3 protein-coding genes, 4 tRNA genes and 4 rRNA genes are annotated in these 15032 nt (G+C 40.2%); 10 read left to right on the top strand and 1 reads right to left on the bottom strand.

What is annotated here, in order from left to right:
- Positions 1 to 58: 58 nt before the first annotated feature.
- Positions 59 to 1270: a T9SS type A sorting domain-containing protein gene (locus tag CHSO_RS03585; RefSeq protein ID WP_084220919.1), complete on the top strand. Its 1212-nt coding sequence runs from the start codon at positions 59 to 61 to the stop codon at positions 1268 to 1270.
- Between the two features lie 121 nt (positions 1271 to 1391).
- Positions 1392 to 1559, top strand: a complete 168-nt coding sequence (locus tag CHSO_RS25840) for a bacteriocin-like protein (protein ID WP_171817598.1) — start codon at positions 1392 to 1394, stop codon at positions 1557 to 1559.
- 242 nt (positions 1560 to 1801) lie between these two features.
- On the opposite strand, the gene CHSO_RS03590 is transcribed toward CHSO_RS25840, so the two are convergent.
- Positions 1802 to 4336: a DUF5686 family protein gene (locus CHSO_RS03590; RefSeq protein ID WP_052480478.1), complete on the bottom strand. Its 2535-nt coding sequence runs from the start codon at positions 4334 to 4336 to the stop codon at positions 1802 to 1804.
- Positions 4337 to 6078: 1742 nt separating this feature from the next.
- Between CHSO_RS03590 and CHSO_RS03595 the strand changes: the two genes are divergently transcribed.
- The 8 genes from CHSO_RS03595 (at position 6079) to CHSO_RS03630 (ending at position 14869) form a co-directional block, all read left to right on the top strand.
- Positions 6079 to 7595 (top strand): 16S ribosomal RNA (locus tag CHSO_RS03595).
- Positions 7596 to 7807: 212 nt separating this feature from the next.
- Positions 7808 to 7881: transfer RNA gene (locus CHSO_RS03600), tRNA-Ile, on the top strand.
- Positions 7882 to 7973: 92 nt separating this feature from the next.
- Positions 7974 to 8047, top strand: a tRNA-Ala gene (locus CHSO_RS03605).
- Positions 8048 to 8252: 205 nt separating this feature from the next.
- A 23S ribosomal RNA gene (locus tag CHSO_RS03610) occupies positions 8253 to 11011 on the top strand.
- Between the two features lie 145 nt (positions 11012 to 11156).
- Positions 11157 to 11264, top strand: a 5S ribosomal RNA gene (gene rrf, locus CHSO_RS03615).
- A 1634-nt stretch (positions 11265 to 12898) separates the two neighbouring features.
- A 16S ribosomal RNA gene (locus CHSO_RS03620) occupies positions 12899 to 14416 on the top strand.
- Together the 16S, 23S and 5S rRNA genes with 4 tRNA genes alongside form the textbook arrangement of a ribosomal RNA operon.
- Positions 14417 to 14629: 213 nt before the next feature.
- Positions 14630 to 14703, top strand: a tRNA-Ile gene (locus CHSO_RS03625).
- Positions 14704 to 14795: 92 nt separating this feature from the next.
- A tRNA-Ala gene (locus tag CHSO_RS03630) sits at positions 14796 to 14869 on the top strand.
- Positions 14870 to 15032: the final 163 nt, after the last annotated feature.

The raw sequence follows: 15032 nt of genomic DNA on the forward strand, positions 1-15032 counted from the left end.
CTGTTCCAATGAATTTCAAAGTATTATAATTTTGTTCCCCATTTTAAATAGAACAAATATGAAGGGTAAAATTTTACTAATGTGGAGTGTATTAGCTTCTTTAAGCTGGCAGGCTCAGATTAAAGTGCTGTTTGATGCTACTAAGGCAGAGACGGCAGGAAATGCAGATTGGGTTATTGACGCAGATACTCACAATCTTAAGTTTTCATCTACAGGAGCAGACACTACAGGAACAGAGTCTAATCCGCAAAGAATTCCGACTCTTGCCCAAAGCGGAATTACCGCTGCTACTTCGGAGACGTATTGGCAAGGAGCATTGAGTAATTGGGGGATTGATTTAGTAAGACAAGGTTATGTTGTAGAAACTTTACCTTATAATGGAAATATTACTTATGGCAACTCATCTAATCCTCAGGACCTTTCCAACTATAAAGTTTTTGTTGTTGTTGAGCCTAATATAAGATTTACAGCTTCAGAAAAAACAGCAATGTTGAATTTTGTGGCAAATGGAGGCGGACTTTTCATGGTTTCAGACCATACTATAAGTGACAGAAATAATGACGGTTGGGATTCTCCGGCCATCTGGAATGATTTTTTTACTTCCAACAGTATAGTGAACGACCCTTTTGGCATTAGTTTTAACCTGAATAATGTATCACTAGCGAGTTCTAATTTTGCACCAGCTAATGTAAATCCTGCAATTCTGAATGGTCCACTCGGTGCTCCAAGCCAAATGAAATTTTCCAACGGAGCCACAATGAACCTGAATAAAAATAATAATTCCTCAGTGCAAGGGCTCATATTTACTACTGGTTCTTCCACCAGTGGCACTACCAATGTAATGTTCGCAACTTCTACTTATGGAAATGGAAAAATATGTGCGTTAGGAGATAGCTCTGTTCCGGATGATGGTACAGGAGATTCTAATGATGCATTATATAATGGATATACAGGAGATGCTAATGGAAATCATAGACCTCTTTTGGTAAACGCAGTAGTTTGGCTGGCTACTTCATCAAGCCTTGGAGTTCGTGATTTGACAATGAAGAAGGAGGCTATGATATATCCTAACCCGGTAACAGATTATGTGCATATAGAAAATACACAGTTTAAAACTTATAAAATTTTGGATGAGTCTGGAAAAACGATAGGATCTGGCATACTTCCGGTTAATGGAGTGATTAATATTCAGTACTTACCTGTCGGTATCTATTATTTAATATTGCAATCAGATAATGAAACCCAATCTACGAAATTGGTAAAAAAATAGGAATATCAGCTGAGCTTTACGAGTTCAGCTTTTTTATTTAAAAAAGGTCAAAATTTTCATAAATATTCTTGTATTGGTGAAATATTTATATATTTGTTGACAAACTTAAAACTAAATAACTATGAAAAATCTGAAAAAACTAACAAAAAAGAATCTAAAAGAAATTAATGGTGGAGCAGGAAGCTGTCCTCCAGTAGCAAATTCTTGTAATGTATGGTGCAGATGGACTGCATGGCAAAAGCTGCACTGCCCAAACAATCTTTTTGAAGAGCCTTGTGAGTGTATTTAGTGTAAACTCTTCTTATTAATATGAAAAATTAAAAAAGCAGTTGAAGTCAGTCAGTGTAGAAAATGATTATATGTGTCCCTACTTTTTGGTAACAACATGTGTTCCGCGGTTTGGGCTCACTCCTTGGCAGCAGCAATCTATAGCAAAAGAAGTTATGTCTGTCTTATCATTGTTGATCTTTTAATAGGAAATAAAATAAATCCGGCGGCTTCGAAGAAGCCGCCGGATTGTTATCATATATTTTAAAATCCTACCTGGAAACCAGCTTTAACGCCGAATTTTGAAATGTCAGGTCTGTCAAGATAATTACCTCTCCAGTTGAAGTCTACTCTGAAAATTCTTAAATTACCAATTCCTATATTTTCAATACCAAACCCATATTCAAAATAAATATGTTCATTTGGAGCTGAATATTTGAATCCCTCTACATTAATTGCTTTAGATGCGTCACTTAAAGTACCATACGCTCCTCTGATAAAAGCCACTTCTCTAAGTTTTAGCTTTTTGATCAAAGGAATATAAGAAAGAATCTTTCCATTAAAATGGTGTTCTAAATGAAGCGTAGTATAAGCATCAGCTACAAACTCGTAATAATTAAGCTGAGAGAATGTATTCGGGGCCAAACCATAAGAAAGGTTAGCAGGAATAATATTCTGTAAAGCCAAAGGAACAGTATTGAAATTTTTTCCAGCTTCAAAATTCACAATAGTTTTTCCCAATGTTCCGATCAAAAACGGTTTGTAGAACATAAATTGGAGCTTATTATAGTTGAAATCAGCATTGAATAATCCTTCAATACCTCTAGTATATCTTAAAATAATAGTAGGTGCAAGGTTTTTTGCCTGGTATCTGTCAATTCCCGTTTGAGAAAATCTTGCTCCAGGTTTAGCAATTAAGCTAATGGTGACATGAGAATCATTAACCGTTTTTCTTAGTTGTCCATCAGGTTGATAATACATCAGGTTGAACTTCTCTGGAATTGCTGACTTAATGCTTTGCATCACTCCGTCAACCCTTATCTGTACGTTTTTCCATGGCTCAATAGCGGCAAAAACACTCGTTTGGTTTACAGAACTTAAAGAAATATTCTCCCCTCTGGCAAAAAACGTGCTGGAAGATAAAGAACGTGATGCTACTCCATCACCGGATGTAAGCTGGCCCCCAAGCTGAACAATATCTCTGCTGGTTCCGGCTCCAATCATAAATCTGTTAAGCCTGTTGAACATATATCGTGCCTCAGCACCATATTTTATCTGATGGTCTTTAAATCCATAAGCAGTATAGAACTGAACTCTCCAAGGGTCATTCAATCCAAAATATGATCTTGCTCCAATTCTTATTCTGTCTCCTTCTACTTCATTTCTTCCATAAACTGAGAAAATAGGGCCAAAATCTACCCCTTTAAAAGCATTATAATAGCGTGAACCAAGAGTTTCAAATAATTTCACCATGCGGTTGAACTTTGGAGTCTGTTGTAGTTGATCTAACATTTTATATACCCCCTGTTCAGATTTGGATAAAGTATCTGGTCTTGCTTTTACCCAATAAGCATCATCTTTATCAGTGAACTTATCTTCGTATTCCTCTTCTTTTCTTTTAAAAACTTTAGGATCTAGAGGTGTATTAAATTGATAATCAGAATAGTCTACGGATTTTCTTGCAATAATACTCTTGGATCCTTTCTTCTTGGAAAAAGGACTCATTTCAACTTCCGTAACCAATTTCTTGGGAAGAAAGGTTGTTTCATCTGGGTTGTCATATTCCAATTGAGTATAAACACTGTTGACGAAGTTAACATTGATTTTTTGTGTAGATCTTAAAGTAGCTCCCAGAACAGCATAGGTATCCGTATCGATATAAAGATTTCCCTGAAATGCCAGTACGTCCTTACGTTTAGGTTGGTATCTTATTTGAAAAGCCTTCTCTCCACGAATAGAAATAGTATCCACAAGGTTATAATCATAGGTCCCGAACCCGTCAGTTCCTGCCGGGCTCTGAAACCCAATATCAAAATAGTTTAAAGTATTATCATAAATATTAATATCTCTGTAAAGGTTTTTTGCAGAAACCGTAATGACCTGATTATCCTGAAAACCTGAAGTCTTTTGAGCAACTAAAGTTCTTTTACTGTCTTTATCCGGTTTATTTTTACCATAATTTTCATACACAGCTTCATTTAAAAATACAGGAAGGCCAAGCCTCCCGCTGGCAGTAGAATCTGCATAATCAAAAATGAAATCCAGCTTATTGAAGATTTTCTTCTTCATGAAGGCGCTGTCTATATTGTTAAGGTCAAATTGAGTCTTTTCGTATTCCTTGTATGAGTAGGTGTCAAATTTTTCAAGACCATTATTCCTTTTTTGAGCCCATACTTTTTGCATAATTGCATAAGCAGGGTTTTCCTTTTTGTTTTTGTATTTAGGTTTTCCTGCCTGTATCACTACCTCCTGAATATTGCTCACTTTGGCCTGGGAAAGCTGAACAAAAATATTTTCAGCATTCTCCGGAGTAATATCAAGAGTTTCTGTAGTATAGTTCTTTCTGATAAACCTCAGTCTTTGGATAATACTATCAGACTGAACGCTGAAGCTTCCCGAGGTAGTGGTAAGAGATGGCGTTTTATTATCATTGATAAAAATATCAACTTTGCTCACTTCCTTGTTGTTTTTGGCATCAACAATCTTTCCACTGGCTCTGTTTTGAGCATAGGCAAAGCTGGTAATGGTCAGGAAAAAAAATAAAAAATAGTGTTTTTTTTGGGTCTTGTTTAACATCATTCGTTTCTTCAGGCAATTAGCACAAACAAAAAGTATGCAGTTTTTTAAAAAATATATAAAAAAATAAAATATTCTTACGTTTCTATGTAAAACGGCAAATTTAACAAAAATAGTACTATGATTTGAGAAAAAATAAATACGATGTTTATTGCCTTAGTAGATAAGGATCAATTAATTAATGGCGACGTGAAAAGTCTCTCTATTTATGACTTATATTTACTTAAATTCTCTTTTTTAACAGATAATAAAATAAAAAGTCTTTAACGACTCCACCAAAAAAATGAATTCTTTCAAATGTGAACTTACTTTTAAGTTTCCTTATTTATATCTTAATGTATTATAATTATATAATGTATGTAAGCTGTCTCACCAACCTTATTTTTCACCTTTCTTACTCTCCTGCGCTCAACCTCTAAAAACACTCCAACTCTCGAACTTCCTCAGGAGCTTCATCCCGCTATCCACTCATACTCCTCGCGCCTTTACACTCCCGCGCACAAAGCCACCTCCTTTCCAACCTATGCTGCGGGGTAACCGCTTCTATCGGGGCTAGGGTAGGGGACATATATTATAAATGATGAGTAATAGGTAATAGGTAATAGGGTGGCATTAATTAATACTTTAACCTATTATCTCTAAGGAACGGCTTTCATTATTCCCATCCTTTGGAGGGGTGTCAAAAATTCTTTGAATTTTTGACGGGGTGGTTGTCCAATTATTTTCAGTCCTCTGTGCCAATCTGCGCCATCTGTGGGAAAATTAAAAAAACACTTACCTATAAACATTTTATAACTCCCCTTCTATACTATAATCTCCCATAATAAACATTGTATAGACTATTGATATTATATAGTCCCTTTATTTCTCATTCTGCTCTGCACCATCTTTGTCATCCTGTAAGGATCTCAACAACGCTTAGGGGCAATGTATTATTAAAAAAGCCTTTCATCATTATTTATAAACCACTAGAAGTACATCAGTAGGAGTGGGCTATAATCCTGAGCTTAGTCGAAGGGAGCCCGCTCAAACAAATTAAGCCCCTTCCACTGGCTTTAGCCAAAACATACTTTAAAGGCAATTTTTAAATTTACCTCATGTATTATATATAATGCATACCTTACAGTACCCATTCCTTTTATACGCTCACCTTCTCACAAAACATCCCTATTTCCCCCTTTCCTTATATTCTTTATTCCTCCATGCCAATCTCTCAAACAAATGTTTAAAATTTTTCACTCATGCTATCAGAGTATTAGATTAAAATATGACGTGAATATGAAATTAAAGTTAATAAAGTTTGTTTTGCGTGTTAATAAGTTGTTATCTTTGCCCCACTGAAAAACGAAAGAGATTCAGTAAGCGCAGAAGAGCTTTTAGATAAGCATTAAACATTTATTCTACTTAATGAAACGAACGGAAAAAGCTTTTAAATTTTAGTAAATAAAATTTGCTGGTTAAAATAAAGTTAGTATCTTTGCAATCCCAATTAAGGGAGCGCAGGAGTAGAGAGATTGAGAGTTTAGGAAGAATTAAGGTTACTTAAAAAACTTTAAAATTTCTTTCAAAAACATTTGGTCAAATGAAAATAAATTTTTACTTTTGCACTCGCAAATATGGAGTACCACTGACAGAGAAGAGTGCTTCATTAAAAAGCGAAAGATATAAAGATCATTGACATACAATATAACAACCAAGTAAGGAAAAACTAAAGCGTTAAAACTTTGAGTGAGTCAGACAAACATACAATGGAGAGTTTGATCCTGGCTCAGGATGAACGCTAGCGGGAGGCCTAACACATGCAAGCCGAGCGGTAGAGTCTCTTCGGAGACTTGAGAGCGGCGCACGGGTGCGGAACACGTGTGCAACCTGCCTTTATCTGGGGGATAGCCTTTCGAAAGGGAGATTAATACCCCATAATATATCAGATGGCATCATTTGATATTGAAAACTCCGGTGGATAGAGATGGGCACGCGCAAGATTAGATAGTTGGTGAGGTAACGGCTCACCAAGTCTGCGATCTTTAGGGGGCCTGAGAGGGTGATCCCCCACACTGGTACTGAGACACGGACCAGACTCCTACGGGAGGCAGCAGTGAGGAATATTGGACAATGGGTGAGAGCCTGATCCAGCCATCCCGCGTGAAGGACGACGGCCCTATGGGTTGTAAACTTCTTTTGTATAGGGATAAACCTAGATACGTGTATCTAGCTGAAGGTACTATACGAATAAGCACCGGCTAACTCCGTGCCAGCAGCCGCGGTAATACGGAGGGTGCAAGCGTTATCCGGATTTATTGGGTTTAAAGGGTCCGTAGGCGGATCTGTAAGTCAGTGGTGAAATCTCACAGCTTAACTGTGAAGCTGCCATTGATACTGCAGGTCTTGAGTGTTGTTGAAGTAGCTGGAATAAGTAGTGTAGCGGTGAAATGCATAGATATTACTTAGAACACCAATTGCGAAGGCAGGTTACTAAGCAACAACTGACGCTGATGGACGAAAGCGTGGGGAGCGAACAGGATTAGATACCCTGGTAGTCCACGCCGTAAACGATGCTAACTCGTTTTTGGTTTTTCGGAATCAGAGACTAAGCGAAAGTGATAAGTTAGCCACCTGGGGAGTACGTTCGCAAGAATGAAACTCAAAGGAATTGACGGGGGCCCGCACAAGCGGTGGATTATGTGGTTTAATTCGATGATACGCGAGGAACCTTACCAAGGCTTAAATGGGAAATGACAGGTTTAGAAATAGACTTTTCTTCGGACATTTTTCAAGGTGCTGCATGGTTGTCGTCAGCTCGTGCCGTGAGGTGTTAGGTTAAGTCCTGCAACGAGCGCAACCCCTGTCACTAGTTGCCATCATTAAGTTGGGGACTCTAGTGAGACTGCCTACGCAAGTAGAGAGGAAGGTGGGGATGACGTCAAATCATCACGGCCCTTACGCCTTGGGCCACACACGTAATACAATGGCCGGTACAGAGGGCAGCTACACAGCGATGTGATGCAAATCTCGAAAGCCGGTCTCAGTTCGGATTGGAGTCTGCAACTCGACTCTATGAAGCTGGAATCGCTAGTAATCGCGCATCAGCCATGGCGCGGTGAATACGTTCCCGGGCCTTGTACACACCGCCCGTCAAGCCATGGAAGTCTGGGGTACCTGAAGTCGGTGACCGTAACAGGAGCTGCCTAGGGTAAAACAGGTAACTAGGGCTAAGTCGTAACAAGGTAGCCGTACCGGAAGGTGCGGCTGGAACATCTCATTTTAGAGCGTCTTTTGACGATAAAAAAACAGTACGCAAGTACAAAATACTTACTTAAAGTATAGCTTTAGTTTTTTGTTTGGTTGCTTATATTAAAAATACAAAACCCACTAGAAATTAGTAAAGGGATAGAGAGATTTTAGATTATAAATTATAGATTTTAGATTTAAATAATCATTTAAAATTTTCAATTTAAAATTTAAAATTAATAATGAAGTCTCGTAGCTCAGCTGGTTAGAGCGCTACACTGATAATGTAGAGGTCGGCAGTTCGAGCCTGCCCGAGACTACTAATTATAGGGAATTATAGATTATGAATTATAGATTTTAGATTAAAAATAATTTAAAATTTATAATCTAAAATTTAAAATTTCTACTAGAGGGGGAATTAGCTCAGCTGGCTAGAGCGCCTGCCTTGCACGCAGGAGGTCAAGGGTTCGACTCCCTTATTCTCCACAGTTTTGGAATACTGATTTAAAAGTTACGGATGGAGCCAAAAACAACATCTGTTCATCAGTTGGACAAGAAGACATTAAGATCATTGACATTAACGGTAAAGACATCACAAAGAGATAACCGAGCACTTTCGAGTGCCGAGTTTATAAAAATATCGATAGACGAGAGTTTATCAAAAAAATACTGAACTAATATAATTATTAGGAAAGAAATCGTTAAGGGCGTATGGCGGATGCCTAGGCTTTCAGAGGCGACGAAGGACGTGGTAAGCTGCGAAAAGCTGCGGGGATTGGCACACACGAATTGATCCGCAGATGTCCGAATGGGGCAACCCGGCTGGTTGAAGACCAGTCACCTCTTAGGAGGAGCAAACCCGGAGAACTGAAACATCTAAGTACCCGGAGGAAAAGAAATCGAAGAGATTCCGTAAGTAGTGGCGAGCGAAAGCGGATTAGCCCAAAAGTCTTTATATATTTAGAAGAACGTTCTGGAAAGAACGGCCGTAGACGGTGATAGCCCGGTATTCGAAAGGTATATTAAGATGATAAATGAGTAGGGCGGGACACGTGAAATCCTGTCTGAATATGGGGGGACCATCCTCCAAGGCTAAATACTCCTGAAAGACCGATAGTGAACAAGTACTGTGAAGGAAAGGTGAAAAGCACTTCGAATAGAAGGGTGAAATAGAACCTGAAACCGTACGCCTACAAGCGGTCGGAGCCCACATGTTGGGTGACGGCGTGCCTTTTTGCATAATGAGCCTACGAGTTAATTTTACTAGCGAGGTTAAGGTATTAAGTACCGGAGCCGGAGCGAAAGCGAGTCTGAATAGGGCGTATAGTTAGTAGGATTAGACGCGAAACCTTGTGATCTACCCATGGGCAGGTTGAAGCTCTGGTAACACAGAGTGGAGGACCGAACCGGTTGACGTTGAAAAGTCTTCGGATGACCTGTGGGTAGGGGTGAAGGGCCAATCAAACTGGGAGATAGCTCGTACTCTCCGAAATGCATTTAGGTGCAGCGTCGTATATAAGTTTATTAGAGGTAGAGCTACTGATTGGATGCGGGGGTTTCATCGCCTACCAATTCCTGACAAACTCCGAATGCTAATAAATGTTCTACGGCAGTGAGGGCATGGGTGCTAAGGTCCATGTCCGAGAGGGAAAGAACCCAGACCAACAGCTAAGGTCCCAAAATATATGTTAAGTTGTAGCAACGCGGTTGGACTGCATTGACAGCTAGGATGTTGGCTTGGAAGCAGCCATTCATTTAAAGAGTGCGTAACAGCTCACTAGTCGAGCGGTCCGGCATGGATAATAATCGGGCATAAACATATTACCGAAGCTATGGATTTGTACTTTATGTACATCTGGTAGGAGAGCATTCTATTTGCGCCGAAGCAGTACTGTGAGGTATTGTGGAGCGGATAGAAAAGAAAATGTAGGCATAAGTAACGATAAAGCGGGCGAGAAACCCGCTCACCGAAAGACTAAGGTTTCCTCAGCCATGCTAATCAGCTGAGGGTTAGTCGGGACCTAACGCGAACCCGAAAGGGGTAGTGGATGGACAATGGGTTAATATTCCCATACTTGCTCACACTAAAAAGGGGACGGAGTGCCGTACTTACTGGAGACTGACGGAATAGTCAAGGCCTAGCCTTCGGGCGAAGCTGCTGTAGGGAAAGTGCTTCCAAGAAAAGCCGAAGTGAAGCAACCCGTACCAAAACCGACACAGGTAGTCGAGGAGAGAATCCTAAGGTGCTAGAGTGAATCATGGTTAAGGAACTAGGCAAAATAGTCTCGTAACTTCGGGAGAAGAGACGCCATCAGCAATGGTGGCCGCAGTAAAGAGGCCCAGGCGACTGTTTATCAAAAACACAGGACTCTGCAAAATCGAAAGATGCAGTATAGGGTCTGACACCTGCCCGGTGCTGGAAGGTTAAGGAAGGTGCTTAGGGTTAAACCGAAGGCATTAACTGAAGCCCCAGTAAACGGCGGCCGTAACTATAACGGTCCTAAGGTAGCGAAATTCCTTGTCGGGTAAGTTCCGACCTGCACGAATGGTGTAACGATCTGGGCACTGTCTCAACCATGAGCTCTGTGAAATTGTAGTCTCGGTGAAGATGCCGAGTACCCGCAATGGGACGAAAAGACCCTGTGAACCTTTACTATAACTTCGTATTGACTTTGAGTAAGTAATGTGTAGGATAGGTGGGAGGCTTTGAAGCTTGCACGCTAGTGTAGGTGGAGCCAACGTTGAAATACCACCCTTTACTTACTTGGAGCCTAACTTCTTTTAGAAGGACATTGCGTGGTGGGTAGTTTGACTGGGGTGGTCGCCTCCAAAAGAGTAACGGAGGCTTTCAAAGGTACCCTCAGCACGCTTGGTAACCGTGCGTAGAGTGTAATGGCATAAGGGTGCTTGACTGTGAGACCAACAAGTCGATCAGGTGCGAAAGCAGGACATAGTGATCCGGTGGTTCCGTATGGAAGGGCCATCGCTCATAGGATAAAAGGTACTCCGGGGATAACAGGCTAGTCTCCCCCAAGAGCTCACATCGACGGGGAGGTTCGGCACCTCGATGTCGGCTCGTCACATCCTGGGGCTGGAGAAGGTCCCAAGGGTTGGGCTGTTCGCCCATTAAAGTGGCACGCGAGCTGGGTTCAGAACGTCGTGAGACAGTTCGGTCTCTATCTATTGCGGGCGTTAGATGTTTGAGAGGGCTTGATTCTAGTACGAGAGGACCGAATTGAACAAACCTCTGGTGTATCAGTTGTACCGCCAGGTGCACTGCTGAGTAGCTACGTTTGGAAGAGATAAGCACTGAAAGCATATAAGTGCGAAACTCGCCTCAAGATGAGACATCTTTTAAGGGTCGTGGGAGATGACCACGTTGATAGGCTATAGGTGTAAAGACAGTAATGTCATAGCCGAGTAGTACTAATTACCCGTAGATTTATAGCCTAATATGGCGCACGGAAGTGCAGCAAGGTTAGCTCTTTGTGAAAGTTTTTATCGCTTAAAACAGATGTCAGCTGTAAGACATTAGATAACAGACGAATACGTCTGAACTCTGATATCTATAGACTGATATCTTATATACAACCTTTAGGGTGGTTTTAGCGGTGGGGCTCACCTGTTCCCATTCCGAACACAGAAGTTAAGCCCACCAGCGCCGATGGTACTGCTAACGCGGGAGAGTAGGCCGCCGCCAGTTTTTATTTTATTTTTAAAAATCCTTTATCGAAAGATAAAGGATTTTTTTTTGCGTTATACCCAACGAATAAAGCAGACCTAATCCACAACTCAAGGATACTCAATCCAACGACAACCCTAACCACTTATTCTTAAGTTTTGGCTAAAGTCACTGGATTATTCTTTTTTATTTGAACGGGCTCCCTTCGACTAAGCTCAGGACTACTGCCCGTCCCTATTGAATGCTTAATTTGTATAATACTAATGTAAGCTCATGATCTATTCTTGATATCAGCTTTTAAAATTTCTTTTTTTTAGATATATTCTTTGTATCATTACTTCTGATAAATTTATCGGTTTTGTTATCCTGTAAGGAGCTTTAGCGATGAAGGCCTGCTACGGTTCTTTTTTAACACTATCCTTTAATCTTTTATTTTTTCAGGTGATCTTCCTCATCCCTCATTAATCATACTCCTTCTTTATCACGATATATTTCTAGGCATTATTAATTATCCTTATTCCATTGTCTGTTGCCATAACGCAGGGACCTAAATGGCGTTTCCAGAATATGATCTCCCGTTCAACTCTAGCACCCCTAAGGAATAAGAAAGAGAGCGTTCTTGTTACCAACTAAAGTGTCAAACGAATATTCATCATCATTATAAATAACTTATTGCTGATTACTCATGATAAAAAATCCCTACTTAATTTTAAAAGCAGCTACCTAGATATCCAGGAGATTATAAAATATTGGGAATAGTATGATCTTTCTTAAAACCTTTGAAAAACTTTTCTTATCATTATAATTGATTTGTGGTGTTATTTTTTACTGATTGTTCATTACTTACTGATTCATTTAATTTTCTACTGGCTTAAAATATTTCTCTTAACAATTTCTATAGTTATTGGTTCTATTGGCTTGCTTTTATTCCTCACTCATTATTCTCAGATCCTACTATTTTGAAAAAGATTAGTTTCAAAAATCCTTTGACTACTGGTTCTAAATATATTTAATATGATCATTCTGTTTCTTAAATTTTCAAGATATAATGAACGTATAGGGCTTATTCCAGTTTTCTTTTGCGTATTCCAGGTTATCCACCCTAATTGTGGATAAGTGTTAATAACCGTGTAAATATAAAACTATCAATAAGTTAAGATGTCTATTTACCCACAATTGCTATAGTAATGTAAACTTTATGTTAAATAGATTTGTGTGGTATGGTATAAGTCTCTATCTTTGCCCCACTGAAAAACGAAAGAGATTCAGTAAGCGCAGAAGAGCTTTTAGATAAGCATTAAACATTTATTCTACTTAATGAAACGAACGGAAAAAGCTTTTAAATTTTAGTAAATAAAATTTGCTGGTTAAAATAAAGTTAGTATCTTTGCAATCCCAATTAAGGGAGCGCAGGAGTAGAGAGATTGAGAGTTTAGGAAGAATTAAGGTTACTTAAAAAACTTTAAAATTTCTTTCAAAAACATTTGGTCAAATGAAAATAAATTTTTACTTTTGCACTCGCAAATATGGAGTACCACTGACAGAGAAGAGTGCTTCATTAAAAAGCGAAAGATATAAAGATCATTGACATACAATATAACAACCAAGTAAGGAAAAACTAAAGCGTTAAAACTTTGAGTGAGTCAGACAAACATACAATGGAGAGTTTGATCCTGGCTCAGGATGAACGCTAGCGGGAGGCCTAACACATGCAAGCCGAGCGGTAGAGTCTCTTCGGAGACTTGAGAGCGGCGCACGGGTGCGGAACACGTGTGCAACCTGCCTTTATCTGGGGGATAGCCTTTCGAAAGGGAGATTAATACCCCATAATATATCAGATGGCATCATTTGATATTGAAAACTCCGGTGGATAGAGATGGGCACGCGCAAGATTAGATAGTTGGTGAGGTAACGGCTCACCAAGTCTGCGTATCTTTAGGGGGCCTGAGAGGGTGATCCCCCACACTGGTACTGAGACACGGACCAGACTCCTACGGGAGGCAGCAGTGAGGAATATTGGACAATGGGTGAGAGCCTGATCCAGCCATCCCGCGTGAAGGACGACGGCCCTATGGGTTGTAAACTTCTTTTGTATAGGGATAAACCTAGATACGTGTATCTAGCTGAAGGTACTATACGAATAAGCACCGGCTAACTCCGTGCCAGCAGCCGCGGTAATACGGAGGGTGCAAGCGTTATCCGGATTTATTGGGTTTAAAGGGTCCGTAGGCGGATCTGTAAGTCAGTGGTGAAATCTCACAGCTTAACTGTGAAACTGCCATTGATACTGCAGGTCTTGAGTGTTGTTGAAGTAGCTGGAATAAGTAGTGTAGCGGTGAAATGCATAGATATTACTTAGAACACCAATTGCGAAGGCAGGCTACTAAGCAACAACTGACGCTGATGGACGAAAGCGTGGGGAGCGAACAGGATTAGATACCCTGGTAGTCCACGCCGTAAACGATGCTAACTCGTTTTTGGTTTTTCGGAATCAGAGACTAAGCGAAAGTGATAAGTTAGCCACCTGGGGAGTACGTTCGCAAGAATGAAACTCAAAGGAATTGACGGGGGCCCGCACAAGCGGTGGATTATGTGGTTTAATTCGATGATACGCGAGGAACCTTACCAAGGCTTAAATGGGAAATGACAGGTTTAGAAATAGACTTTTCTTCGGACATTTTTCAAGGTGCTGCATGGTTGTCGTCAGCTCGTGCCGTGAGGTGTTAGGTTAAGTCCTGCAACGAGCGCAACCCCTGTCACTAGTTGCCATCATTAAGTTGGGGACTCTAGTGAGACTGCCTACGCAAGTAGAGAGGAAGGTGGGGATGACGTCAAATCATCACGGCCCTTACGCCTTGGGCCACACACGTAATACAATGGCCGGTACAGAGGGCAGCTACACAGCGATGTGATGCAAATCTCGAAAGCCGGTCTCAGTTCGGATTGGAGTCTGCAACTCGACTCTATGAAGCTGGAATCGCTAGTAATCGCGCATCAGCCATGGCGCGGTGAATACGTTCCCGGGCCTTGTACACACCGCCCGTCAAGCCATGGAAGTCTGGGGTACCTGAAGTCGGTGACCGTAACAGGAGCTGCCTAGGGTAAAACAGGTAACTAGGGCTAAGTCGTAACAAGGTAGCCGTACCGGAAGGTGCGGCTGGAACATCTCATTTTAGAGCGTCTTTTGACGATAAAAAAAACAGTACGCAAGTACAAAATACTTACTTAAAGTATAGCTTTAGTTTTTTGTTTGGTTGCTTATATTAAAAATACAACACCCACTAGAAATTAGTAAAGGGATAGAGAGATTTTAGATTATAAATTATAGATTTTAGATTTAAATAATCATTTAAAATTTTCAATTTAAAATTTAAAATTAATAATGAAGTCTCGTAGCTCAGCTGGTTAGAGCGCTACACTGATAATGTAGAGGTCGGCAGTTCGAGCCTGCCCGAGACTACTAATTATAGGGAATTATAGATTATGAATTATAGATTTTAGATTAAAAATAATTTAAAATTTATAATCTAAAATTTAAAATTTCTACTAGAGGGGGAATTAGCTCAGCTGGCTAGAGCGCCTGCCTTGCACGCAGGAGGTCAAGGGTTCGACTCCCTTATTCTCCACAGTTTTGGAATACTGATTTAAAAGTTACGGATGGAGCCAAAAACAACATCTGTTCATCAGTTGGACAAGAAGACATTAAGATCATTGACATTAACGGTAAAGACATCACAAAGAGATAACCGAGCACTTTCGAGTGCCGAGTTTATAAAAATATCGATAGAC

Source organism: Chryseobacterium sp. StRB126 (assembly GCF_000829375.1).
GTDB lineage: Bacteria > Bacteroidota > Bacteroidia > Flavobacteriales > Weeksellaceae > Chryseobacterium.

Coding starts and splice junctions, on each gene's coding strand:
- CHSO_RS03585 (WP_084220919.1), top strand. CDS start 59: ATGAAGGGTAAAATTTTACTAATGTGGAGTGTATTAGCTTCTTTAAGC.
- CHSO_RS25840 (WP_171817598.1), top strand. CDS start 1,392: ATGAAAAATCTGAAAAAACTAACAAAAAAGAATCTAAAAGAAATTAAT.
- CHSO_RS03590 (WP_052480478.1), bottom strand. CDS start 4,336: ATGATGTTAAACAAGACCCAAAAAAAACACTATTTTTTATTTTTTTTC.